This window comes from Rickettsia endosymbiont of Lasioglossum villosulum, assembly GCF_964026455.1.
Lineage (GTDB): Bacteria > Pseudomonadota > Alphaproteobacteria > Rickettsiales > Rickettsiaceae > Rickettsia.
This window is the reverse complement of sequence record NZ_OZ032152.1, coordinates 584,148-608,519: the sequence shown is the minus strand read 5'-3', so window position 1 is coordinate 608,519 and position 24,372 is coordinate 584,148. Positions and strand designations below refer to the sequence as shown.

Genomic DNA, 24,372 nt, shown 5'->3' with positions numbered 1-24,372 from the left:
AAATTTCTAAAAAATTAACTTGATAATTAATAATAACTCAACTATTAATAAATTCATTAATAATAAAATTAAAAATTATATGCATCCAACTCATATCAAAGTTCTTACACCTAATTCTAAAGATTTGGACATTTTGTGTGTAGCACTTTCTATTGTTAAAACTTTAGATCAAATAAATGATTTTAAAATTCTTGTTAAACAAGCTCTTAATCAAGGATTCGATATTAATATGAAAGATGGAGATCATTGCACTCTTCTATATTATTCCTGTACAATGAAATTATATGAGATAGCTCAGTTTCTTTTAGAAAATGGAGCTGATCCTAATATTAGAAATACTGTATATGATCAGATTACGCCTTTATATATTAAAGAACACACTCAGAAACAGAACAAAGCATTTATTTAACAAAACTTCTTTTGCAACATGGTTTATTAAAATTATGCCAAGATAATGATTTCAAAATAATAGATAATTCCATTACAGTTAAAGATATAGAAGAATTTATTGATTGGCGAATGACAACCTTACCTAAAAATCATGAATTTATTTCTTATCATTTAAAGGAATTATATAATCTTCAAAATCATTTAATAAGAAATCCAAAGTTTAATAATAATGAAATTATACAAAAACTTGACAGTATTTTAATGACTGCTGAAGATTATGATAAAAGTTTTATAGTCGAGCAGTTACCTAAGCAGTTAATTGATAAAACCGAAGTATCAGAATTTGAGCTAACCGGTAAAACAGCTGAAGTTACATCTGAAATAGCTTAATTTTTCTACAAAGTATAAGGGGGGGCAAAATGCACCCCCTCTTTTAATCTTCTTAGTTATTAGATTTATTTATATAAGCTTTGTTACTAATTAAACCCATACCATAAGTTTTACAATATTCAAGCATTTCAATTGAATCAGGATGCTCCGCTCCAAAATCTATAATTTGTGGTTTAGCAAAAAACTTATAGTTAAGCGTGTCTTTTCTTTTGCATGCAACCTTTGCTCCTTTAAGATTTACCTCACTTACCTGTGCTACGTTCTTATAATTTTTTCTGTAAACGTTAAAATATATACCTCGTGCGTCCATATAGCTATCTAAAGCTTCCTCAAGCTTATCACTCGCAAATAATATATCCCCTCTTATTGTGCATGTAATAGCTATTGCAGGGTTGAATACATCAGGTATTCTTCTACTCATAAAGCTTTTATCATTATTCTTAAAAATCTCTATTGCTTTATCTGCATATTCTAAAGCTTTATCTTTTTCACCTAAACCGAATAATGCTATTGCTTTTTGAGTAAATATTCTACCAAATATTATATTAGTTTCCTTTTTTACACGCTTTTGCATGTTATATACTTGTTCTACTTGATTAAGAGCTTCTTGGTATTTACCAAGTTTACTTAATACTCCAGATTTAACTAAATAATCACCTGTTAAAAATAATGCATTTGGATCTAATCCACTTGAAATAGCAGCTTGAATAGATTGATTGATCTGTTCTAATGCTTCAGGATATTTTCCCTCTACATAAAGTAATCTTGCTTTGTTAGCATATATTGATGTTCGATCAGAGCTATCAGCTAATTTTTGCTCTAAAATTTTGATATTTTCTTGTGCATTTTGAATATCTCCTATTACAATATATGTATTAGTCAAACCAGATATTACATTAGCTTTCATTTCTTCATATCCTTTGACATCTTCAAATATCTTGTTAGCTTTTTTAAAATATTCTATAGACATCTTGTAATTAGAAGCTTTTAAGTAATACCATCCTATTAAGTTTAAATATTCAGCATATACCCGCTTTTCTTCATTATTCATTAACCATAATTTATATTTCCCATCTCTATCGTTTGTATCAAACCAATCAACTAATTTCTTTCCACCTGCTAAATCATAAGAATTATCACACTGCACTATCTGCTTTAGCTTTAACTCTAATAATTTATAAGTACTTATATTATATTTTTCAGCATTCTGCGTCATTACCTCGATATTGTCAGGTACTGTTTTAGCGTTCCTATATAAAAACGCTTTTATTACACTTTTTGGTGTACCATTAATAAATTTAGTAACCGCTTCTTCTAGATACTTACTATTATTTGCACCATTTTTTTCTAATATTTTCTGTGCAATAACATCATGCATTTCAAAAACAGGATTATCTTCTCTAGCATCTATATTTGTTATTAAAGCAAATTTTGATAACTCGAAAATATCATCATTAAGATTATCTTTATTATCGGTAATAATCCCAAGAAAATCTTTGGAAAAACTTTGATTATTGAGTAATGCTATTTTACTTAGAAGTTGTTTTGCACTAGAACTTAATTGCTTAATCACCAGCGATATATTATAATCTATTTTATCGTTAGATTTTTGTATTTGATGTTTATATTTTTCTTTATCTAATCCTGGAACATTGTTTAATATTTGTGCTCCTTGTACTATCAATACTGGATAACCTTTAAACTCTTGTACCAAAAATTCTACTAAATTATTATCTTTATCCAATAAAATATTATTGGCAAGCTTGATAGTTTCGGGCTTTTCAAATGGTACAGCTTTTACTATATAAGGCATCATATCGCTATCTTGCGAGCAAAATATAATATTGCCGTTATGCTCCCAGTTAATAAAATCTTGTACTTTTTTATTCTCACCTACTTTTAAATTATCAAATACTAATAACCATTTATCACTCTGCCCTAAATATTCCATTAACTCTTTTTTTACATTAGCTGCCTCTTCTGCAATTACAGTTTTCTCTTCAGCTTTGTTAATAGCTTTTGCTAGCTTTAAAAGTTCATCGTTAATATTTAAATTGCTATCAATAAACCAAATTAAATTATAATTATCTTTATTTCCATAAGCATACATTCTAGCTAACTGAGTTTTACCCATCCCGCTAACACCTACAATACTTGTTTGCCTGTATTTTTCTAAATTAGTCTTTATTTGATTTAGTGGCTGAACGTGATTTATAAAATAGCTGACTGGTGCAACTATATTATTTACTTTGGCTTGAGCGAATAAATTTAAAGGGATAATAGATATTATGAATAATAATAAAAATTTTTTCATTGCTTTTCCTTTATTTTAGTTGTCAATATAACTTATATTTGGTGTCAAATAATTTTAATTAACTAATCAAGAAAGAGCTTAATTTCTCTACTAATTATATGACTTTATAATTTTTTACTTTTCACTTTGAGTATAAGCTGGTACAAGAATTGTTTTAACCAACTAAAAATAAACTTTTATGGAAGATTTAAGCTCTTGGAAAGAAAAGTTTGAAGAATGCATTTATGCTAAAAAGCTTCTCAATAAACTTGACTATTTAAACACTAAAGTAGCAAACCCTGTAAATCTTGAAGAAATCAAAAAAGCAATATATTACGCTCGTAAATATCACGGCTCTCAAATGCGTAAGTCAGGCGATCCATATTATTCCCATCCAATTGAAGTAGCGATTATGGTGGCAGAGTTTACGGCAATGGAAGTACCTAAACTTTATACATCTGTAATGATGCAAGCAGCACTACTACATGATACTATCGAAGATACGGCATTAACCGAAGAAATGATTACTGAAATCTTCGGAGAAGAAGTTGCAAAACACGTTGAAGGCTTAACCCGCATTAAACCTTATGGAAAAATTACTGCTGAAGAAAGTCTAAATTTGCTAGCTAAACAAAAAAGATATGACACAGCATTAATAAAACTTTTCGATCGTATTCATAACGTGCAAACACTAGGAGTAAAATCACCTGAAAAGGCACAAAAGATAATAGAAGAAACTATAACGGATTTTTTAGTTGTTGCTGCTCATTTAGAAGTACTGAGCATTGAAAATAAACTATATAATGTATGTTATAACTTTATTCAAAATAATAATATCATTTCTAAGCTTGATAATAATTATCTCTTGTCTAAATTTTCGAAGTGACGTAATCCAAAATAATAGCCTATTGTCACCGGTATCATAATCATTAATATTCCCCAATAACCAAAATATTCTGTTAAATAAGCAAGACCGAATGAAGTTATTAAGAGCATTAATGCACGAGACATAGCATATGTAAAGCTAGTATGCGTAAAACGTTTAAATACTGGAAAATGTTTATAAAAAATTGCTTTAGCAGGAGTAGCTGTAGGAGCAAATATAAGAAAATATAATTGAATTAACATTATATAAGAAGGCGTCAGATTTTGCATTATAAAAGGAAAAAAGCATTTTAAATTTGTTCTTTCTTTTACAATGTCATTATTTTCAATTTTTTTAGGATCTATTCCGATTTTTTCTATAGCTAATTGTAACCGTCTTTTTGCATCAACAAAATCAGGCGTTTCTTTAAGTGTTGTTCGTGCCATAGTGCCGGTAATAGCTACAAATGCTCCAAATAAGAAAGCATAACGCCAATTAAGATCTGTTGAAGTTACAAGCTTTGCAACACCAAGAGCTGCCATTGTTCCTAACGCAGTAGAAACTGTAAACGATGTTACTGCTGGATATTGCAAAGGAGGCTTTATTGTTTCTGTCAAATAAAGTTCAGCACCCGTAACTTCCGTATTAGATGAAATACCTTGAATTGCACGAAAAAGCGTAACTAAAACAGTAGCAGTAAAACCTATCTCATCATAAGATGGTAGAATAGCCATACCTATACAAGTACAGGACATTAATATAGTAGTAATAATAATTGTCGGTTTACGTCCTATATTGTCCCCTATCCAACCAAAAAGAATGGAGCCAAAAGGACTAAAAACAAAAGTTGAACAATAAGCAAAAGCTGATAATATTTTTACAGAATAAGTATTATCTGGAGAAAAGAATATTTTATTTAGTAGTACTGACATATGCACATATAACATCAAGTCAAAATATTCAAGAAAACTACCTATTGATAATAAACTTATAGCTTGTTTTTGATCTCTACCAAACTTTCTTTGCTCTTTTGCATAACCTAGCATAAATCCTTTATAAAAAATTAAATGTACCTATAGATAGTAAGCCTATGGCTTCTTTTTGATTGCGAGTTAAACTAACTTGCTCTTTTTTGTGACCCAGCATAAGTTCCTTACAAAAAATTGGATTGTAAAGAACTTATACCTTTTTATAGCAAAATGCGAGCTTAATGCACTTTGGGAGCTATGACAAAATATATATTATAAAACTACCCTATAATAAAAAAGATTGCAAGCTATTTTTTCAAAAAAAATATAAAAAATATCAAATATGTATTTTTAGGTCTTTTTGCAGTGGTTAAAACACGCTTTCGGTGTTATCGAGGAAACTAAAAAATACTAATAAAATTAGCATTTTTTATTATTTTTCCTAGATTGCCACGCTCATTTCATTCGCTCGCAATGACGGGGTAAATGATGCACGTGGGTAATGGTTATGCAAAAATAACACAGCTACAAAATAATATTTTATTTTAGCCTAATAATTCTACTTTATAAGTATATTCGTCAACATTATTAAATTCTACTTTAGGTGCGATTTGCATTAGGTGACCAAGTTGCCCGCTATCTACTGGTAAAGTACACATAATTTTCTTAAAGATACAAAATGCAGGATAACCAGGCTTATCCTTAAAATAAATTGGAGCGTTTGGTAAGGTTAATTTCTCTAATCTACCATCATTATTATAATCAAGCCTTAGATGGGCTGTCCCCTTTCTATCTGCTGCAAATTCATCACTTAATTTTACACCATTTAAGTAAGAGAAAACAAATTTTAGATTAGGTGCTTTAATATTTTCTAAAGTGTCAGGAATTTTAATGGCTCTATATTGTTTAACTTCAAATATATTTTGACTATTTACCCTAATTATTAAATTAGTATTTATTGTTGCTTCTTGTAATTTTACTACAACTCCATATGTTGGATCTTTAAGTAAAATATCTTTATACGAAACATTTGAGGATGTAACTTTAGGAGCAACAACCGGAACTAAAGCAGCCTTGGGAGCGGCGGAAGCCTCAGAACCTTAAACATACCCTTAAAAAAAGATTTCAACCCTGTAGCTTCTTGTTTACTCTCTGCTCTTTTAGGAACGGGTGGCGGGGTATGATCATACTGATTTACTGCCGAAGATGGAGTGGGGGTGTAATTTGTTTCTGACTCTTCATCTACACTTAAAATATTAAAATGTGCATTATAAGCATCTAAGCTTATACCATTGTTTTTAAGATCATTTTTTAAAAATATTGAACTAGCTGATAATTCTGGAGTAGTTATTTCTGTATTTAAATCTCTTTTATAAGTATTTATATGATTAGCCCAAATATTTGCTTCTTGCTCAACATTGTAATTATTATTTGATAATTGTGTTAGAGTTTGCTTACAAAGTTGATTTCCAAGCTTACTACCAATAGTCAGAAATAATTTTTCATTATAACGACTTATAGGACCACCAATACCTCGTTGATTAAAAACAGCAAGACCAATACATGCTTCAATTTTTCCAAAAAGAAGCGATTGCGTTAACTCGATTCGAGCAGCAATATAACCTTTTGTTACTAATGCAGTTACGCCTTGGTTTTGTTCTATATTTCTTATATTATTAAAAAACTCTAATGCACTATTATGTAAATTATTAGCAGTACATATAATAGTTTCGTTTTTATCAAGATAGCAATGGTTATCTGATTTAGACATGGTAGGCTACTCCGTTATTTTATCTCGAATGACCTTTATCATTCTTTTTGTTTTGTTGGTTAGTTCGAGCTAATTTATTAACCTGAGTTTCTTTATTAGTAACTACTGAAGATTTCTGTTTTTCAAGAGACGATTTTATTCTATTAGTAAATTTATTTATCTTATCCGGAGAAACTGGTCTTTCTTCTGATAATTTTAATGCTTCTTCGCCTTGAGATAATTTTTTAGTAGTAGATGCTTCAACACTTGTTGATTTTTGTGAGGGAGGCAATATTTCGTCTTTTCCTGGAAAAATTATATCTGGAGATGGCTTGCCTGGAAATTTTATTTCTGGTTTTTTCTTATTCTCTTTACTTAAAAACTCATTACGTGATTCGTTATCTTTAAGTTCATTTGTTTCGACTGATTTTGTTTGATTTAAAAGTAGTTCTGAAAAATCATTAATTGCTGAGTATTTTTGAAGATCTTTCTTAGCTTCTTTTTGAGTTTCTATTCTAAGATCTTGTATTTCTTTCCTTTCTTTTTCATCTTTTTCAACTTGCTTATCAGCATCAGCTTGTATTTTTGTTGCTTCTGCTATTTTTGGACTGAGGGCAGATAATTTTGCTCCTGTTTGCTCTATTCTAGTATTAATACTATTTAGTTTATACTGACCTTGCTCCAGTTCTTTGGAATTAGCAGCCAGTTTGCTATTAACAATACGTTGCTCTTCAGCGGCTTTAACATTCTGAGCTTGTTGCTGCTTTAATTTATCTTCCTCAGCTTTTAATTGTTGCAAATGCTCAGTTGCTTTCTTTTGATATTCTTTAATAGGATTTCTTTTATTCTGATCATCTTTTAGCTGTGCTTCTGTCTTATTTAATGCTTTTAATCTTTCAGGATCAATTTCTTTACCTGCTTTCATATCGTTTAAAAGAGCTTGCCACTCTTCTTTTTCTTGCCTCTTACTCTCAATAAACTCATCTGCTTCTTTCATGAACTGATCATGACCAGCTTTTAGCCTTTCATGCCTGTCATATAATTCTTTCTCACGTGCGGCTTCATAATCATACTGATTCCCCTGCCCCTCCATATTCAAGCCTTTTTCAGAGGCTTCTGAATATATGATCTGTTCGGCGTTTTCTTCTTTTTTAGAAATGGAGGATTGGAGGTTTTTGATTTGGTCTAATAATTCTCGATTATTAGTGCTGGACGCAAGACCCGCAGCGGCACTAGCTAAACGTGCAAGTTCGGCAGGATTGTTAGTGGCTGTAACTTGGGCTCTAATTGCATTGAGTTCATTTTTTACTTGAGCATCGTCTTGTTTATTTTGAGCCTGGTTATCATTTGACTTACTCAAATTGTCATTTTTTACCTGAATATCATCTTTTTTATCTGGTACATCTTTCTTATTATCCCCATCATCTGCCATTGTCTTGCCTTAAAATAATGCTATGTCTAAAATATTTAACTGATATTAGCAATTAAAACTTAACAAGTTAACAATTAAAAAGCTTTTTTAACTATTTTATTAGAGTAATTTTAAATCTCATTGTAAAAATACAACGTTTTTACTCTTTTCCTGAAAGATCAACCCACTCATTATCTATTTCTTGGTAAAAATCTTGTAATTCTACTTGACAAAATGGATTAGGATTCTTATCAATACCAAATATTTTATCTTCAAAAAACTTCTCTTTCAGATGATTAGCTAATTTAGGGAAAAAATTATCATCACTCCACTCTTCTCGTAATTTTTTAGGAAGCTGCTTATAATATTTCTCGATTTCCGTAACATCACCCAGCTCACCTATAGAAAGAGCATTTAATAATTCTTTTTTATACGCCTCTTTAGCTTTCCCTATAGCCAAAACAGAACCAGCCACTAATAATACTACCATTCCAGGTCCAAGAACCGAAAATAATCCTATAGTTCCAGCATTCATTCCAAATGTGCAAACCTCTATTAATGCATCTTTGGTTATAATATAGTTCTTATAAGCTTTTTTAAGTTCTTCAATAACAGGGCTATAATCGGTATTTTGATTTTGCATAAATATGAACCTCTAAAAGAATGTTTATTAGACTCGGCTTCAGTTTTCCCGTCATTGCGAGAGGGCATTGCCCGCGTGGATTGTTTCCCCCTGTCACCCCGTGATTTATGAACTAGAGCCAGTTAAAAATACTAATAAAATTAGTATTTTTATTATTTTTTCTGGATTGCCACGCTCATTTCATTCGCTCGCAATGACGACTCTCGATCTACGCAACAATGCCGCCACGGGATGACAGAGGAAAATGATCCATGCAGGCAATGCCTACTCGCAATGACGCTTACTTTACTCCACCACCTCCCCTATTTGTTCTATTGGCTCTAAGCCGTACAGCGATATCATGCGTTCAAACACTCTTCCGGCGGTAGGTGCAGCAGTCCAACCAGCTGTTGCAAAACCAAACGTTTCTTTAGTAGGTTTTGGCTCATCAATCATAATATAGATGACATATTCAGGCTTTGAGGCTGGCAGTAATCCCAAAAATGAAGTAGTACGGCTATTTTTAAGATATTTCTTTTTACTAGCATTGCTTGATAATTTCTCAGCAGTACCGGTTTTTCCGCCAATCAAATATCCTTTTACCTCTGCCCTTTTACCTGTTCCATCTTTTACCACAGTTCTAAATAGCTGCCTCATTTTCTTTGAAGTATTTTCGCTAAATACTCTTGTCCCCTCAACTTTTTCATCATCTCTTTTTAACAAAGTAAGATCGTATAAAATACCGCCATTTACAACAGGTAGCATTGCCCTAACAAAATGTAAAGGACTAATTGAAATACTATAACCATAAGACATAGTAGCACTAGTTAATTCATTCCATCTTTTTTCTGAAGGAAAAAGAGGAGTACCTCGCTCCGGCAATTCTATTTGCACTTGATCTAGCAAACCTAATTTCTTTAAATATTTCCTGAAATTATTTTTACCTACTTCAAGCATAATCTGACTTACGCCGATGTTTGAAGAATGCAGAAAAATATCTGGTACACTATGCCACCCTTGTCTTGGGGTATAATCCTTAATCTGAAAACCACCGACTTTCATATAGCTTATATCATAAGCATCATTCATATTTATTGCACCAGTATCAAAACCAACCGCCATAGTCAAAGATTTAAATACCGAACCTATTTCGTAAATTCCAAGGCTTGCCATATTAAAAAGCTGCTGAGGCTTTGCAGCACTTGGATAATGCGGATCAAAATCCGGTTTACTAACTAAAGCTAGAATCTCACCATTATTAGGATTCGCAATAATACCCACCGCTCCTATAGCACTGAATTGCTTTAAAGTCTTGTCGATTTCTTCGCTCAAGATACTTTGCAACCTAATATCAATTGATAATTTAAGCGGCTCTTTCTGCTTTCCTGGTTTATTCAAATCAAGATCGGAATTAGTTAAATATTTATCATAAGCAAGTTCGAGTCCACTAAGCCCCGCCATATCTCTACCAACATAGCCCACAATATGAGATGATAAGTTAGAAAATGTGTAAATACGCTTTTGTTCTTCTTCAAAATCAAAACCAAGCAACCCAAGACTCATTATTCTTTCTTGCTGACTAGGCAATAAATCTCTTTTAACCCATATAAAACTTTTATTGGATTTAAGATCAGCAAGTAGTTTAGCCTTGTTGATATCGGGCAGAATCTCAGCTATTTTTTTTACGGAATTTTCGGGATCAATTACTATTTGCGGATTGGCAAATAATGACGCAGATGGTAAGTTTACAGCAAGCAAATTATCGTTACGATCAACTATTTCTTTTCTAAACTGGCTACTCTTTTTTAGAGCGTGGAGGTTTTTATCATAAACATTAGTAGCAACTATTATAAGCCTGTAAGATAAAGTACAGAAAAGAACAGAAAAAGCACCAATAACTATCAATAATCGGATTTTTGTATTTTTACTACAAACATTCCAAAATATTAAACTCTTAATATCAGGTTTCCACTTTTCTAAAATCTGTTTCATATTAATTTGTTTTGTTTCAAGCACCTTGTCATCCCGTGGTTTATCCACGGGATCCAGAAAAGTAATTGACGAAGCAATCTTATGAAAAAGTCCTGAGATTGCCACGCTCACTTCGTTCACTCGCAATGACGCTTAAGGCTTCTCCCGACTTGAAACTGTCTGTATATATTTATTATTTGTAATTCTCTTATGTCTCCGATTATTATTGCTTTTAAAAATATTAATATCTTGATCAAATCTAATATTTGAGGCAGTAATCGGTGATAATGGATCTCTTACCATTTGACAAGGTTTCACCGTTTGTAATTCTAAATAAGCAGTTGCAAGATTTTTTAACCTTGCTGGCGAGATGAGATAAGCTTTTTCTGCTTTTAAAATATGAATGTTATTATTTTCACTATTTATTTGTTTTAAAACACTACTTAATTGGTAATCAATAGTTGAAACTCGTTCCTTAATGGTAAACAAGCTGCAAACTGCTATAATTATTACTAGCAACACTAAATAATGAAATTTCTTTATACTCATAATTATATTTTCTTCGCTGCTCTTAATTTTGCTGATCTTGCCCTTACATTTAGAGATATCTCTTTATCTGATGGTATTTCCGCTTTATTAGTAATAATCTTAAGCCATTTATCCGGGTTCAATATAACATCTTCTTTAGCGTATTTTGACCTTGCTACTGGCTTTTCTGAATTTTCTTTGAAAAAATTCTTAACTATTCTGTCTTCTAACGAATGAAACGAAACAACAACTAAACGACCATCTTTTTTTAGTATATTTTTTACATTCGCTAAGAACTGCTCAAGCTCTCCAAGTTCGTTATTTATATAAATCCTGATGGCTTGAAAAGTCTTAGTTGCAGGGTCAATTTTACCTTTTCTAAAACCTATGCAGCTACGCACTATATCAGCTAACTTTCCAGTACTGTCAATCCTTGCGGCTTTTCTTACTTCTACAATTTTCTTAGCAATCCTTCGGGAAAAAGTCTCATCACCATATTTATAAATTACATCCGCAAGCTCTTTTTCTTCTGCGGTATTTATAAACTCTTCGGCACTAAGCCCCTGCCCACTCATACGCATATCTAAAGGTCCGTCATGTAAAAACGAAAATCCACGATCTGGTATATCAAGTTGCATAGAAGAAACACCTAAATCAAGCACTATGCCGTCAAATTTTTTTGATTCGAGCTTTGCAAAACAATTACCAAAATTTGTTTCTACAAAATCAAATCTATCTTTATAATTATGTTTTATCTCTTCTGCTTTCTTAATGACATTTGGATCACGATCCAAAGCTGTGACATAACAATCACAGTTTTCTAATAACGCTTTACTATATCCCCCTGCCCCAAACGTACAATCTAAGTAGGATTCACCGGCTTTTGGTGCTAAAAACTTCAGCATCTCGTTTAACATTACGGGTATATGAGGCTGTTGCATCAATTCGTATTCCTTAAAGTTAAACGTTTCTCGTGGGCAAGCTTTTGAGCAGAAGCTAAATAATCCTTGAAATTTTGCGGTTGCCAAATTTCAAAAATTACTCCTTTACCTACAAAACATACTTGATCCTCAATCCCCGCATGCTGCATTAAAGATGCGGGCAATATCACTCTGCCCTCCCCATCAAATGAAAGCTGTACAGCTTCACCAAATATTATAGTCTCAAAAGCATCACGCTCTTCAGAATACGGATCAAGCGACTCAATCATCTGTCTTAGTTTCTCAATATGGGATATACCGCAAGCTTCTATACAATTATTTCTAATCGATGGATAAGCAATTATCCCATTAAATGCTTCTTTCCCTAATACCGCTCGGTAATTTGCCGGTACTGATACCCTACCCTTTTTATCAATATTATTATTGATAAATTTCGATAAAAATATATTCATTGGTATTATTTGGGTTATCTTGGGATTTAATGGTAAATTACAGGATATTATAGGAATTAAACGTAGTCAAGGGATTTTTAGTGTATAGAATTTAAATTAATTGACTTGAAATATAAAATGAAATAGATTAAATTAGTTTAAAAAATTAAGGATTTTTAAATTGAAAGTTGATGATATTATTAATGAAAAAACAAGTTCTTTGGAACTATCTAAAACAGATAAAGAGAATGAAAAACGCAAACCTGGATATTGTGAAAGAAAGGTTGTTATAAAAGAAGATTTTATGGATTTTTTGAATAAATGCTGTTGGTAAATAAATTCTGTGATAAAGGTAAAAATTGTCTCTTACCTTTATCACTTATTTTTAATACTAAACTCAAGGGATATTAAAATTATTAACCTGTTTTTCTAATTTTTCAAAATGGCGTAATCCTAGATAATAGAATATTGTTACAGGTACCATAATCATTAATATTCCTATATATCCAAAAATTTCCGTTAAATAAGCAAGTCCAAATGACGTAATGATATACATAAGTGCACGTGATATAGCAAATATAAAGCTAGTATGCGTGAAGCGTTTAAATACCAGAAAATGTTTATAAAAAATTGCCGTAGCTGGAAAATAACCAGGAGCAAATATAATTGAATTAGCATTAAATAATTAGGAGCTAAATTCTGCATTATTATAGGTGAAAAACAAAGAAATATTACAAAAATATAAAATGTTGTTCTTAATATTTTTAAAGGGTATATTTTATAGCTAAGATAAGTTAATAATATGCCACCGATAACATCTCCAATTGAAATAAAAAAATTATGTTTAATAACCTCAGCAGGGCTATATCCAAAAACTTCTGTTAAAATATTTCCACAGTAAAAATAAGCAAAATAAAGCCATACGGGTCCAGTACATTGAATTACAAAATAAGAAATAAAAGTTTTTAAATTCGTTTTTTGTTTTAAAATATCATTATTATCGATTTGTTTTGGGTCTAAACCGGTTTTTTCTAGACTAGATTTTATTCTTCGCTTTGCATCAATAAAGTCAGGAGTTTCTTTAAGCGTTGTACGTGCCATAGTACCGGTAATAGCTACCAACGCACCAAATAACGCCAATTTAAATTTCCGGAAGTTACGATAGTAGCTACTCCAAGTGCTGCTAAAGTTCCAAGTGTAGAAAAAATTGTGACTGACGCTACAGCAGGATATTGCATAGGAGGTTTTACCATTTCCGTAATATAAAGTTCAGCACCAACTACCTCAGTAGAGGAGGAAATACCTTGAATAGCTCTAAAAAGTGTAACCATTATTGTAGCAGCAAAACCTATTTCATCATAAGAAGGAAGAATAGCCATACCAATACAGGTGCAAGCCATCATTATAGTCGTAATTATAATTACCGGTTTACGCCCTATATTATCCCCTATCCAGCCAAATAGTAATGCCCCAAAAGGTCTAAATACAAATGTTGAACAATACGCAAAAGCAGAAAGTACTTTTATTGAATGAGGATTATCAGGAGAGAAAAATATTTTATTAAGTAATACAGCCATATGAACATATAACATCAAATCAAAATATTCTAAAAAATTTCCTATGGATAATAAACTTATAGCCTGTTTTTGTTTTCTACTTAAACTTGTCTGCTCTTTTTGATATCCTAACATAATTCCTTTATAAAAAAATAAACTGCAAATAAAGAGTTATATTTTTTTATATGTAAGTCAACAAAAAAGTAAAGAATTAGTAAGAAATATTTACAAAATTTAAAGCTTCTTTAACTAATGGAATAGTTATTTTTCTCTTAGAAGTTAACGCAAAGTTATTGATATACTCTAATATTTCTAAAATTTTGTTATATTCTCTAGGCAAATTTACTAATAAAAAATCTATTACTATTTGTGATATTGTTACAGAAGATGTAGCAAAATGTTTAAATATTAAAATTTTAATTAATTCATCATCAGGAGGATAAAGCAGAACATTTAATACAGAATTAATACGTGATGATAGATCAGGTAAGGTAAAATTTTTACCTTTATTATTAGATGTAAGCAAAAGATATTTTTGCTTTTCATTAATAAGATTAAATAGATGCAGCAACGCTGTTTCCTGCCAATTTTCTATATCCTCAATAATGAAAGCATTATGATTTGCTAAAATCTTATCATCAAAAAAAATATCTTTAATTACATAAGCATTGCTTAAATTTTGCCATATTTTGGTTAGATAGGTTTTGCCTGAAGAGGCAGGACCCTTTATTAGTAAAGTAAACTTATAAGGATTAACGCCAAAGCTATTCTGCCAATTTTGTAAAGCATTATAAGCTAGAGCATTAGACTCAGAAACAATAAATTCCTCAGGGTGATATTTTGAAGAATTATTAAAAGGAAATATATATTGCATTTATAAAATTTTTTAACGTCATTGCGAGGAAAGACTTAAGTCTTAACGAAGCGATCTCGTCAAACTTCCTGAGATTGCTTCGTCGCTACGCTCCTCGCAATGACGATATACTACAACATTTCTAAATATACTTACTATTCTCTTCCTTAATAAGCTCTATCAACTGCTCAATCGATAATACTTCCTGCTCGGTAGTTCCAAGTCTTCGAATAGTTACTTGTTTATTCTCTTTTTCTTGTTTTCCAATTACCGCAATCATTGGTACTTTCTGGTTAGAAAATTCACGAATTTTATAGTTAATTTTATCGGGTGATATATTAATATCGACTCGCACGCCACTCTCAATTAAAGCTTTTTGTACTTCTAAAGCATAATCGTTTAAATCACTTGTAATGGTAGCTATTGCAACCTGTACAGGAGCAAGCCATAAAGGAAAACGTCCTGCATATTCTTCGATTAATATCCCAATAAAACGCTCAAGCGAGCCAAGTATTGCTCTATGTAACATCACAGGTCTTTTTTTCTCACCACTTGCTGCAACATAGCTAGCATCTAAACGCTCAGGCAAAACAAAATCCATTTGCAGAGTTCCACATTGCCATTGACGCCCTATTGCATCGGTTAACACAAATTCAAGCTTAGGACCATAAAAAGCACCCTCGCCCGGGTTTAGTGTATAGCTATAACCGGCTTTCTCTACTGCCTCTTTTAAAGCATTCTCAGCCTTATCCCAAGTCTTATCGCTACCAGCTCTAACCTCCGGTCGATCAGAGAATTTTACTTTTATATCAGTAAAACTGAAATCCTTATAAACCTCTGTCAGTAACTTACAAAAGCTAACTGTTTCCTCAGTAATTTGTTCCTCGCTGCAAAATATATGTGCATCATCCTGCACTAAACTTCGCACTCTCATTAACCCGTGTAAAGCACCTGACGCCTCATTACGATGGCATAAGCCAAACTCTGACATACGAAGCGGCAAATCTCGATAGCTCTTAATACCCTGCTTAAAAATCTGTACGTGACAAGGACAGTTCATCGGCTTTAAAGCAAGCGTCTTGTCGTCTGTTTCTAAAGCAAACATATCATCACGGAACTTTTCCCAATGCCCCGAAAGCTCCCAAAGACTCTTATCAACTAAAACAGGGGTCTTAACCTCAATATAACCATTTTTGCGAATCTTTCTTCTAATATATTGCTCAATAGTATTATATACACTCCAACCCTTATCATGCCAAAATACCATTCCTTGAGCTTCTTCCTGAAAATGGAATAAATCAAGCTCTTTTCCTAATTTTCTATGGTCACGCTTTTCAGCTTCTTCAAGCATGAATAAATAACTATCTAGCTGCTCTTTAGTAGCCCAAGCTGTACCATATATACGCTGTAATACCTCATTTCGGCTATCACCACGCCAATAAGCTCCCGCAACTTTCATCAGTTTGAAATGTTTAACAAAGCCGGTAGATGGAGCGTGTGGACCTCGGCATAAATCAATAAAGTTACCTTGCCTGTATAAACTAATAGGCTCATTTGACGGGATGGAGGCAATAATTTCAGCTTTGTAATGCTCACCTATCGATTTAAAAAATTCTACAGCCTTTTCTCTGTCCCATAATTCTCTTGTTACTTTCTCATTCTTTTTAACAAGCTCATGCATCTTAGCTTCTATAACCGCTAAATCATCAGTAGTAAAAGGTTTATCCCTAGCGAAATCATAGTAATAACCATTTTCGATAGCAGGACCGATTGTTACTTGCGTTTCAGGAAATAATTCTTTTACCGCTTCCGCTGTTAAATGTGCAGCATCATGCCTTATAACTTCAAGACATTCAGGATCTTTAACAGTCAAAATACGCAATTTACAATCACTATCAATTTGAGTACTTAAATCTTTAAGCTCACCATTAATCTCAGCAATCATTGCTGCTTTAGCAAGCGATGTTGAAATAGACTCAGCTATCTCAAATGCGGTAATATTCTTTTCAAACTGTTTTACACTCCCATCAGGGAAAGAAATATTTATCATTTTTTATTCTAACTTATTTTTCTTTTAAACGATCAGCTATTAATTTATATGATTCATAAGCTTTAGCTGGGTCTTTTTCTAGCAATTCAAATCCTAGTCTTTCATTACTATTAATATGCCATAATTTACAAGTATCAGGGCTAATTTCATCAGTTAACATTACCAAAGATTCCTCACCGGTAAATACCCGTCCAAATTCAAGGCTGCATTCAACAAGCCTAATACCGATGCCGATGAACAAACCGCTTAGGAAGTCATATATACGCAAAGCTTGCTTTTTAACTGTATTAATTTCATCTTTAGTTAACCAACCAAAATTTAATATTTGATGTTCATTAACTATCGGATATTTAAACTCACGACTTTTTACTTTAAAGTCAATTATTGGCTTATCAAATACAAAGCCTTCATCCATGCCAAATTCTTTTACAAACCTACCGCACGCAACAGAAGATACGACTACTTGCAGAGGAAACATCTCAACATATTGAATTAACTGCTCTCTCATATTCAGCTTTTCAATAAAATGATTTTCAATGCCAATCATTTCAAGCTTATTCATTACAAAAGAAGAGATATTATTATTAAGCACTCCTTTGCCTGATACATCAATAATTTCACCATTTTCTAAAGTAGCTCTATCAGAAAAAGCCATTACAAGCAAAAACTCTTCTTCAGAAGTATATAGGGTTTTACTTGAACCTTCATATAGTTTTTTTTTCATATATTATTTTTTAAAATTTATTTAGCGTCATTGCGAGGAAAAACTACAAGTTTTGTACGTGTGCAATATAGTTAAAAAATGCTATAAATTAGCATTTTTTATTATTTTTCTGGCTCTAGTTCCGAAACCACGTTATGACATTTAAAGGCTTCTGAATCCCCGCATATGCTAAGAATGACATTGTGGATATTTTTCGACCATGCAACAAAGCCCCTTTGTACAATAATATATAAAAGAAGTCTAAGGCTTTTTTAGCAACTCAATTGTTTTCGAAAAGTCCAAAATATACTCTTCTTGCTTTTCTAAATCTTTGATTTTGAGTTTGTTATTTACTTGTTCTTCGTCACCGATAAAGACAATGAATTTGGCATTATCATTTAAAGCTCTTTGCATTCTTTTTGCCATTTTACCACTTACTTCTATCAACGCAGATATGTTATGTAAGCGTAATTGATCGGCTATTTTTAAAGAATGCGGAATATTATTCTCACCTATTGGCAATACAAATATTGGAGTTACCGAATCTATATTATATTCCCGCATCAAGGCTATTCGTTCAATTCCTGCTGCAAAACCTATCGCTGGTACTTCATCGTTATTGCCCATAATGCGACTAAGCCCATCATAACGCCCGCCGGCAAGAATAGTGGATTGGCTTCCTAGCTTTGTAGTCGTAAATTCAAAAGCAGTATGGCAGTAATAATTAAGTCCTCTAACTAGGCGTGCATTTATGGTGTATTTTATGCCTAAAATATCAAGATATTTTAATAGCTCTTCGAAATATTCTTTTGACTCATCAGTATAATACTCTGATAAAATAGGGGCATTTGCTATTATTTTTTGATCGATTTCGCTTTTAGAATCAAGAATCCGCATCGGGTTTTTAGTTAGCCTTATTTTACTATCTTCTGATAATTCATCCTTAAAGTCATTTAGATATTCTACTAATTTTTGCTGATAAGTAGCACGTGACTGACTGCAACCAAGAGAGTTTAGCTCTAAAATAGTATCGGCTAAAACCTCTAAACTTTCAAGTATATCTACTGCTAATTTTAAGGTTTCAGCGTCAGAGATTGCTCCTTTAGCCCCTAAATATTCATAATTTAGCTGGTGGAATTGTCTTTGACGCCCTGCTTGCGGTCTATCATAACGAAAAACAGGACCAGTAGAAAATAATTTGAGAGGTAGTTTATGCTGCAAGCCGTTAGAAATAAAAGCTCTTACAATCCCTGCTGTAAATTCAGGACGTAGTGCTACTGATTCATCGCTTTTATCTAAAAAGCTGTAGATTTCTTTACTAATTACGTCAGAGCTTTCACCCATTGAGCGATTAAAGACTTTGGTATATTCGAGTACTGGCGTACTCATTTGCTTATAGCCATATAATTCCCCAACCTCTTTTGCTTTATTGATTATATAATCATGAACTTTATAATCATCCGGCAAAAGATCTTTCATTCCTCGAAGTGGTTGGAGTTTATCAGTCATTGTACTAGTTTTGTTTTTTTGGTTTTGATGTCATTGCGAGGAAAAATTAAAAATTTTGACGAAGCAATCTCAGGAATTTTCGTATTATTTCATGAGATTGCCACGTCGGTTATTAAAATAACCTCCTCGCAATGACGGACATTAGCTATATTTCTTTTTTCATAAAAAATGATCTCACAATATATAAAACAAATATCGTAACAAACCAAATTAATAAAGCACGTCCTGCAGTATGTAAATTAAATTCACCATCAAATACTTGAATAAATAACAAATATACACATGCACATATAATAAAAGGAGCAATAATATATACCAAAGGACATTTAAAAGGTCTTTGAGCATTCGGTAGTCTTGTTCTAAACAACAACACTATTGTTGCAACAGTTATGTAGTCAATAATTGCTCCCATCGAAGTTAATTGGGTCAATAATTCCGTTGAACAAAATCCTCCAAGAATAGCAGCTAAAGATGCAAATATTATAATTGTAATGTATGGGCTATCGTACTTAGGATGTAATTTTGCAAAGCTTTTTGGTAGTAACCCATCACGTGCGATAGCGTAAAAAATACGTGAAGTACCATAAATATTCATCATTAACACCGTCATCATACCGCAAACTGCACCGGTTGCAACGATAGCTGAGCCGATTTTACTGTTGTTGATAGTTAAAGCATAAGCAAGCGGTTGATCGTTATTTAACTGATCAAAAGGTGCAATACCCGTAACAAGACCTGCCATTGCTACATATACTATAGTAGTTAAAATGAGCGAGCCGATAATACCGATCATTATATCACGCTTTGGGTTTTTACACTCTTCGGCAGCAGTTGCAATTGTTCCAAATCCTGTAAAGGCTAAGAATAAAATAGATGCACCAACTAAGACATTACTAAAACCAAACGGCATAAAATTGCTCCAATTAGTTGCATCAAAATGTGGAGCAGCAGCAATTATAAAGACGAATATCGCCGCCATTTTAACAAATACTAAAATAGCATTTAATTTTTTACTGTCTTTAGTACCTAAAAATAGAATGAACCCAATAAATACCGAAATTAAAAATGCAGGTAAATTTACTATACCGCCATTTGTCGGCACTGTAGTTAAAGCTTTCGGCAACTCAATTCCACCAGCTGCGAGTATCCCTTGTACGTAACCAGACCAACCGGCAGCAACTATTCCTGAAGCAACTCCTAACTCTAATATTATAACGCTACCAATCATCCAAGCAAATACTTCACCGAATGCAACATAGGAATAAGTATAAATACTACCGGATGTCGGAAGCATTGCCGCAAGCTCAGTGTAAACAAAAGCTACAAAAATACAGGTAATACCTGCAATTGCGTATGATAACATTACAGCAGGACCTGCATATTTAGCGGCTATTATGCCGGTAACAACGAACACGCCGGTACCAATCATAGCACCAAGTCCAAGTAGTATTAGGTCAAATGCTCCAAGAGTCTTACTAAGACCGCTCGAGCTACCTATTTCCTTTACTGATTCAAAACTTTTCTTTCTTAAAAAACTCATTAGTTTCTCCTGTTTTTAGTGAGCTTATTTTTTTATGAATTATGTGTTTAATGTCACTCCGCAACTTGATTGCGGAGTCTTGTGTCGCAGACTGCGTCCTAAGATCCCGTGGTCAAGCCACGGGATGACACATCCCTAGTAATCCAGCCGCCGCCAAGTACTCTTGTGCCGTCATAAATAACGCATGCTTGTCCAGGGGCAACAGCCTTTTCTTCAGACAAAAACTTTACTTTCATTCTGTCACCCTCAAGCTTACTTATTTCAGCTAAACGAGGGGGTCTTGTTGAGCGGACTTTAACGCTTACTTCCAGCTTCTCGCCATCTTTTAGGCTACCGGCTAGCCAATTCACGTCCTTAATTACGAATTCCTGCACGTTTAACGCAGATTCTGGACCTACATATACTATATTACTATTAGGATCAATCTTTATCACATATAAAGGCTCGTGGTAAGATATCCCAAGACCACGTCGTTGTCCTATAGTATAGTTAATTATGCCGCTATGAGTTCCTAACTCAAAACCATTTATATGCAGAATCTTACCGCTTTCGCTTGCATTAGGACGCATCTTATTTATTACGTTCTTATAATTCCCATCAGGTACAAAGCAAATATTTTGGCTGTCAGGCTTATCTGCCACCTCAAGCCCAAATTTACTAGCAAGTTTTCTTGTTTCGTCTTTAGTAAGACTTCCAAGCGGGAAATCCAAATATTCAAGCTGTTCTTTAGTAGTTGCAAATAAAAAATAACTTTGATCTTTTAAAGGGTCAAGCCCCATATGAAGTTCTGGACCATTATCACCATTTATTTTTCGTACGTAATGACCTGTAACAAGTTTATCAGCTCCAAGTTCTTTAGCAGTTTTGATTAAGTCCCTGAATTTTACTGATTTATTGCATTGTACGCATGGCAGAGGCGTCTCACCTCGCAAATAGCTATCAACAAAATTATCTATTACCGATTCTTTAAATTTACTTTCATAATCAAGCACATAATGAGGCATGCCAAGCTTGTTTGCTACCATTTTAGCATCATAAATATCCTGACCTGCACAACAAGCATTTTTTTTGCCCACAGCCATACCATGATCGTATAATTGCAGGGTAATACCTATTACATTATAGCCTTGTTCGCACAATATCCCAGCAACCACTGAACTATCAACGCCGCCAGACATCGCAACGACTAAAGTAGACTGTCTATCGTTTGAGTTAATCATAAGAACTTCTAAACAAACAGCAAGTTATACTAGATTTACGATAAATTACAACCAATTATTTATGAAAAATTTAAATTTTAATGTTACTTTTTTTCTGCTATTATTATACATACTGAATAAATACTAATGTGCAGATGTTTAAAAAACACCTTAAAAGAATTAAAAGAAGTTATTTTGGTTTCTTAAAAGGAACAGTTAGAATAAATGATGATATAGTAAATTGTTCTTTCGAATCTGATTGGGAAATAAGCAATGATTAGCATAAAAACTAGAAAACCATTACACTAAACTTTAATTCAAATTAAAAGCTAATAATATGTCGTTGCAATATAAAAAATCCCTTGAAACTTTATGTAAAACGTTTGCTGCATTAATATTTATTTATTTGGTGCTGGTTATTTTAGAATATGCTCGCCAAGGTTTTATAAATGATTTATCGATGCAGAAAGTGGATTTATCAGTTCAAAACTCAATAAAAGAACCTATTTATTTAGTTTCTTATGCTGATGGTGCAGAACATATTTATCGTAACCAGAATGCGACAAGTCATTATGCGATTAATAAAGGTATAGACTTTATACTTAATTATAAGAAAAAACATATTGATCAAACATTTATTGAAAAACATCAAGAAATTTTTAATGAAAAAGCAGGAGCGGGTCTATGGTTATGGAAACCCTATATTATACTTGAAACAATGAAAAATGCTCCCGAGGAAGCTATTATAGTATATTTAGATTCAGCTTTTATTATCAAACAACATATTAGCAATCTGACTAATCTGTTAGGCAATAATGATGTATTACTGGTACATGATCGTGATCGTAAAAACGGCAGTTTTGTAAAAGGCGAAAGCTTTGCCTTGATGAATTGCCTTAATGAAGAATGTAGAAATGATGATCATATTTGGAGTGCGGTTATTGTAGTACGTAATACTAAGCTTGCTCGCTCCTTTATTGAAAAATGGCTAAAAAGTTGTGAGGATATTAGAGTCCTTTCAGGTAAAGATTATAATATTCATCCTAATTATGACGAATATAAATGGCATCACTCAGACCAGTCAGTGCTTAGCCTTGTATATCACCAAAATCCACAATCAGTTAAAGTAATAGAATATGAAGAGACTACGCCGCTTTTAAGTTGGTTTCATCGTAAAAATTCGAATAGTTCGCCGTTAAAAGCTTGGTATAGCATATATGGTATAGATCCAATAATTAACTTTAATACTAATGGTAAAGCATTGCCGTCTACAGCTCTTATAAATACTTCGCCAATAGTTAAATTACGTAAATGGATTATTGAGTATACTCGTTAAACTTTGATGTCATTTCTGCATAAGCATTGCTCGCGTGGATCATTTTCCCCTGTCATCCCGTGATTTATTCACGGGATCCAGCTAAAAAATACTAATAAAATTAGTATTTTTTATTATTTTTCTGGATTCCCGCCTCCGCGGGAATGACATCAGAATCATACTTTCTCATAAGCTTTAATTCTTTATTTAGATCAATATTTTTATACTTATCTAATATATTTCGGGCTTTTTCTATATTTGAATGAAAAGTTGATACTATTAATTCTGAATCATTATATTTTATTGTTACCTCATCACCTGTTTTGAGTTTTAACTTTTTCCTAACTTTTATAGGAATTGCAAGTCTACCATTATTATTAATATAACTTTTCTGTACTATCATAAAAATAATTGTTTTCTTAGATTTTACTGTTTTTAATAGAATTAATCAATTAATTAAAATCTTATGTTTTGATAATTCCTTATTTTTTAACATCTCGTACTTTGAAAAAGCTATAAGACAAGGTAAGTACTTTTACATCTCTCATTTCAGGATCGTTTTCGAAATCCTTATCTATATAAAACGTGACTGGCATTAAAACTTTCTCACCGGCTTTTAATAATTGTTCTTCGAAACAAAAACAATGAATCTTTACAAAATATTTTCCTGCTTTATTAGGAGTAACGTTATAAATTGAAGTTCCTATAATATCGTTACTACTTAAATTTTCTGTTTCATAAAAAACTAAAGTATTTTGTCCCGGAACAATCTGCACTCTCTGCTGTCTTGGAATAAAACGCCAAGGTAGATTTTTATCGACATTAGCATCAAACTCAATAATTATAGGTCTAGTTCCTTTGACTTTAGAGTAGATACTTACTGTTTCTCTATTAGTAGTACCGCCATATCCCGTAACTTTACAAAATAAGTTATAAAGCGGTACGGCAGCAAAGCTAAGTAGTACCATGCTAATTATTAGTCCTAATAAGGAAAACGCTAAATTCTTATTAGATTTTTTAGACATTATTTGATTTTATTTAAAAATACTCTAGAAATAGTTTATTTTAGAACATATATATGATATTA

23 protein-coding genes and 1 pseudogene are annotated in these 24,372 nt (G+C 32.4%); 5 read left to right on the top strand and 19 right to left on the bottom strand.

Annotated features, from left to right (window positions below; translation table 11 throughout):
- Positions 1–79: 79 nt before the first annotated feature.
- A pseudogene (locus AAGD49_RS02980) lies at positions 80–780 on the top strand (ankyrin repeat domain-containing protein).
- A gap of 52 nt (positions 781–832) precedes the next feature.
- Here the strand turns inward: AAGD49_RS02980 and AAGD49_RS02975 are convergent.
- A complete protein-coding gene (locus tag AAGD49_RS02975) occupies positions 833–3,094 on the bottom strand; it encodes a tetratricopeptide repeat protein (protein WP_341789069.1) in 2,262 nt (753 codons plus the stop codon).
- Positions 3,095–3,272: 178 nt separating this feature from the next.
- Between AAGD49_RS02975 and AAGD49_RS02970 the strand changes: the two genes are divergently transcribed.
- The gene (locus tag AAGD49_RS02970; RefSeq protein ID WP_341789068.1) at positions 3,273–3,959 is read left to right on the top strand and encodes an HD domain-containing protein; all 687 of its coding nucleotides are present in this window, start codon (positions 3,273–3,275) and stop codon (positions 3,957–3,959) included.
- Here AAGD49_RS02970 and AAGD49_RS02965 read toward each other — a convergent pair.
- The 8 genes from AAGD49_RS02965 to mraZ all read right to left on the bottom strand — a co-directional run bounded on the left by AAGD49_RS02965 (position 3,932) and on the right by mraZ (position 12,581).
- Complete coding sequence (locus tag AAGD49_RS02965) at positions 3,932–4,984, bottom strand: MFS transporter (RefSeq protein WP_341789067.1); 1,053 nt, start codon at positions 4,982–4,984, stop codon at positions 3,932–3,934. The genes AAGD49_RS02970 and AAGD49_RS02965 overlap by 28 nt on opposite strands.
- Positions 4,985–5,969: 985 nt before the next feature.
- Positions 5,970–6,677 carry a hypothetical protein gene (locus tag AAGD49_RS02955; protein ID WP_341789066.1) on the bottom strand — a complete coding sequence of 236 codons (708 nt, stop codon included), beginning with the start codon at positions 6,675–6,677 and terminating at the stop codon, positions 5,970–5,972.
- Between the two features lie 19 nt (positions 6,678–6,696).
- Entirely contained in the window at positions 6,697–8,088 is a 1,392-nt protein-coding gene (locus tag AAGD49_RS02950) for a hypothetical protein (protein ID WP_341789065.1), read from the bottom strand.
- Between the two features lie 139 nt (positions 8,089–8,227).
- The gene (locus AAGD49_RS02945) at positions 8,228–8,710 is read right to left on the bottom strand and encodes a hypothetical protein (RefSeq protein ID WP_341789064.1); all 483 of its coding nucleotides are present in this window, start codon (positions 8,708–8,710) and stop codon (positions 8,228–8,230) included.
- Positions 8,711–8,995: 285 nt separating this feature from the next.
- Entirely contained in the window at positions 8,996–10,681 is a 1,686-nt protein-coding gene (locus AAGD49_RS02940) for a penicillin-binding protein 2 (RefSeq protein ID WP_341789063.1), read from the bottom strand.
- A gap of 132 nt (positions 10,682–10,813) precedes the next feature.
- Positions 10,814–11,209, bottom strand: coding sequence for a hypothetical protein (locus AAGD49_RS02935; RefSeq protein WP_011477213.1), 396 nt, complete (start codon positions 11,207–11,209; stop codon positions 10,814–10,816).
- Positions 11,210–11,211: 2 nt separating this feature from the next.
- A complete protein-coding gene (gene rsmH / locus AAGD49_RS02930; protein WP_341789214.1) occupies positions 11,212–12,129 on the bottom strand; it encodes a 16S rRNA (cytosine(1402)-N(4))-methyltransferase RsmH in 918 nt (305 codons plus the stop codon).
- Complete coding sequence (gene mraZ, locus AAGD49_RS02925; RefSeq protein WP_011477211.1) at positions 12,129–12,581, bottom strand: division/cell wall cluster transcriptional repressor MraZ; 453 nt, start codon at positions 12,579–12,581, stop codon at positions 12,129–12,131. Before mraZ ends, rsmH begins: the two co-directional genes overlap by 1 nt.
- A gap of 160 nt (positions 12,582–12,741) precedes the next feature.
- On the opposite strand from mraZ, the gene AAGD49_RS02920 reads away from it, so the two are divergent.
- Positions 12,742–12,894, top strand: a complete 153-nt coding sequence (locus AAGD49_RS02920; protein ID WP_341789062.1) for a hypothetical protein — start codon at positions 12,742–12,744, stop codon at positions 12,892–12,894.
- Positions 12,895–13,079: 185 nt separating this feature from the next.
- On the opposite strand, the gene AAGD49_RS02915 is transcribed toward AAGD49_RS02920, so the two are convergent.
- From AAGD49_RS02915 to mnmA, 8 genes are all read right to left on the bottom strand, one after another.
- On the bottom strand, positions 13,080–13,661 hold the full coding sequence (locus tag AAGD49_RS02915; protein WP_341789061.1) for a hypothetical protein: 582 nt from the start codon (positions 13,659–13,661) through the stop codon (positions 13,080–13,082).
- A 14-nt stretch (positions 13,662–13,675) separates the two neighbouring features.
- The gene (locus AAGD49_RS02910) at positions 13,676–14,251 is read right to left on the bottom strand and encodes an MFS transporter (protein ID WP_341789060.1); all 576 of its coding nucleotides are present in this window, start codon (positions 14,249–14,251) and stop codon (positions 13,676–13,678) included.
- Positions 14,252–14,327: 76 nt separating this feature from the next.
- Complete coding sequence (locus AAGD49_RS02905; RefSeq protein WP_341789059.1) at positions 14,328–14,990, bottom strand: HdaA/DnaA family protein; 663 nt, start codon at positions 14,988–14,990, stop codon at positions 14,328–14,330.
- Positions 14,991–15,111: 121 nt separating this feature from the next.
- Positions 15,112–17,019, bottom strand: coding sequence for a threonine--tRNA ligase (thrS, locus tag AAGD49_RS02900; protein ID WP_341789058.1), 1,908 nt, complete (start codon positions 17,017–17,019; stop codon positions 15,112–15,114).
- A gap of 13 nt (positions 17,020–17,032) precedes the next feature.
- Positions 17,033–17,743: a phosphoribosylaminoimidazolesuccinocarboxamide synthase gene (locus AAGD49_RS02895; RefSeq protein ID WP_341789057.1), complete on the bottom strand. Its 711-nt coding sequence runs from the start codon at positions 17,741–17,743 to the stop codon at positions 17,033–17,035.
- 240 nt (positions 17,744–17,983) lie between these two features.
- Complete coding sequence (hisS, locus tag AAGD49_RS02890; RefSeq protein ID WP_341789056.1) at positions 17,984–19,231, bottom strand: histidine--tRNA ligase; 1,248 nt, start codon at positions 19,229–19,231, stop codon at positions 17,984–17,986.
- Between the two features lie 145 nt (positions 19,232–19,376).
- On the bottom strand, positions 19,377–20,771 hold the full coding sequence (locus AAGD49_RS02885; protein WP_341789055.1) for an amino acid permease: 1,395 nt from the start codon (positions 20,769–20,771) through the stop codon (positions 19,377–19,379).
- A 98-nt stretch (positions 20,772–20,869) separates the two neighbouring features.
- Entirely contained in the window at positions 20,870–21,991 is a 1,122-nt protein-coding gene (gene mnmA / locus AAGD49_RS02880; RefSeq protein WP_341789054.1) for a tRNA 2-thiouridine(34) synthase MnmA, read from the bottom strand.
- Positions 21,992–22,125: 134 nt separating this feature from the next.
- Here mnmA and AAGD49_RS02875 point away from each other — a divergent pair, with 134 nt between their 5' ends.
- Positions 22,126–22,251 (top strand): hypothetical protein, encoded by a 126-nt coding sequence (locus AAGD49_RS02875; protein WP_341789053.1) that lies wholly within the window; start codon positions 22,126–22,128, stop codon positions 22,249–22,251.
- A 56-nt stretch (positions 22,252–22,307) separates the two neighbouring features.
- On the top strand, positions 22,308–23,306 hold the full coding sequence (locus AAGD49_RS02870) for a hypothetical protein (RefSeq protein WP_341789052.1): 999 nt from the start codon (positions 22,308–22,310) through the stop codon (positions 23,304–23,306).
- Positions 23,307–23,406: 100 nt separating this feature from the next.
- Here AAGD49_RS02870 and AAGD49_RS02865 read toward each other — a convergent pair whose 3' ends face one another.
- Together AAGD49_RS02865 and AAGD49_RS02860 are read right to left on the bottom strand one after the other, a co-directional pair.
- On the bottom strand, positions 23,407–23,688 hold the full coding sequence (locus tag AAGD49_RS02865; RefSeq protein WP_341789051.1) for an AbrB/MazE/SpoVT family DNA-binding domain-containing protein: 282 nt from the start codon (positions 23,686–23,688) through the stop codon (positions 23,407–23,409).
- A 79-nt stretch (positions 23,689–23,767) separates the two neighbouring features.
- Positions 23,768–24,310, bottom strand: coding sequence for a cytochrome c oxidase assembly protein (locus AAGD49_RS02860; RefSeq protein ID WP_341789050.1), 543 nt, complete (start codon positions 24,308–24,310; stop codon positions 23,768–23,770).
- Positions 24,311–24,372 lie beyond the last annotated feature (62 nt).

What these genes read in the sequence shown, in the direction of transcription:
- AAGD49_RS02970 (WP_341789068.1), top strand. Translation starts at nt 3,273, where the DNA reads ATGGAAGATTTAAGCTCTTGGAAAGAAAAGTTTGAAGAATGCATTTAT.
- AAGD49_RS02940 (WP_341789063.1), bottom strand. Translation starts at nt 10,681, where the DNA reads ATGAAACAGATTTTAGAAAAGTGGAAACCTGATATTAAGAGTTTAATA.
- AAGD49_RS02885 (WP_341789055.1), bottom strand. Translation starts at nt 20,771, where the DNA reads ATGAGTTTTTTAAGAAAGAAAAGTTTTGAATCAGTAAAGGAAATAGGT.
- AAGD49_RS02870 (WP_341789052.1), top strand. Translation starts at nt 22,308, where the DNA reads ATGTCGTTGCAATATAAAAAATCCCTTGAAACTTTATGTAAAACGTTT.
- rsmH (WP_341789214.1), bottom strand. Translation starts at nt 12,129, where the DNA reads ATGCAACAGCCTCATATACCCGTAATGTTAAACGAGATGCTGAAGTTT.
- AAGD49_RS02965 (WP_341789067.1), bottom strand. Translation starts at nt 4,984, where the DNA reads ATGCTAGGTTATGCAAAAGAGCAAAGAAAGTTTGGTAGAGATCAAAAA.
- mraZ (WP_011477211.1), bottom strand. Translation starts at nt 12,581, where the DNA reads ATGAATATATTTTTATCGAAATTTATCAATAATAATATTGATAAAAAG.
- AAGD49_RS02860 (WP_341789050.1), bottom strand. Translation starts at nt 24,310, where the DNA reads ATGTCTAAAAAATCTAATAAGAATTTAGCGTTTTCCTTATTAGGACTA.
- AAGD49_RS02935 (WP_011477213.1), bottom strand. Translation starts at nt 11,209, where the DNA reads ATGAGTATAAAGAAATTTCATTATTTAGTGTTGCTAGTAATAATTATA.
- AAGD49_RS02895 (WP_341789057.1), bottom strand. Translation starts at nt 17,743, where the DNA reads ATGAAAAAAAAACTATATGAAGGTTCAAGTAAAACCCTATATACTTCT.
- AAGD49_RS02865 (WP_341789051.1), bottom strand. Translation starts at nt 23,688, where the DNA reads ATGATAGTACAGAAAAGTTATATTAATAATAATGGTAGACTTGCAATT.
- AAGD49_RS02945 (WP_341789064.1), bottom strand. Translation starts at nt 8,710, where the DNA reads ATGCAAAATCAAAATACCGATTATAGCCCTGTTATTGAAGAACTTAAA.
- AAGD49_RS02950 (WP_341789065.1), bottom strand. Translation starts at nt 8,088, where the DNA reads ATGGCAGATGATGGGGATAATAAGAAAGATGTACCAGATAAAAAAGAT.
- hisS (WP_341789056.1), bottom strand. Translation starts at nt 19,231, where the DNA reads ATGACTGATAAACTCCAACCACTTCGAGGAATGAAAGATCTTTTGCCG.
- AAGD49_RS02955 (WP_341789066.1), bottom strand. Translation starts at nt 6,677, where the DNA reads ATGTCTAAATCAGATAACCATTGCTATCTTGATAAAAACGAAACTATT.
- AAGD49_RS02975 (WP_341789069.1), bottom strand. Translation starts at nt 3,094, where the DNA reads ATGAAAAAATTTTTATTATTATTCATAATATCTATTATCCCTTTAAAT.
- AAGD49_RS02915 (WP_341789061.1), bottom strand. Translation starts at nt 13,661, where the DNA reads ATGGCACGTACAACGCTTAAAGAAACTCCTGACTTTATTGATGCAAAG.
- thrS (WP_341789058.1), bottom strand. Translation starts at nt 17,019, where the DNA reads ATGATAAATATTTCTTTCCCTGATGGGAGTGTAAAACAGTTTGAAAAG.
- AAGD49_RS02910 (WP_341789060.1), bottom strand. Translation starts at nt 14,251, where the DNA reads ATGTTAGGATATCAAAAAGAGCAGACAAGTTTAAGTAGAAAACAAAAA.
- AAGD49_RS02875 (WP_341789053.1), top strand. Translation starts at nt 22,126, where the DNA reads ATGTTTAAAAAACACCTTAAAAGAATTAAAAGAAGTTATTTTGGTTTC.
- AAGD49_RS02905 (WP_341789059.1), bottom strand. Translation starts at nt 14,990, where the DNA reads ATGCAATATATATTTCCTTTTAATAATTCTTCAAAATATCACCCTGAG.
- mnmA (WP_341789054.1), bottom strand. Translation starts at nt 21,991, where the DNA reads ATGATTAACTCAAACGATAGACAGTCTACTTTAGTCGTTGCGATGTCT.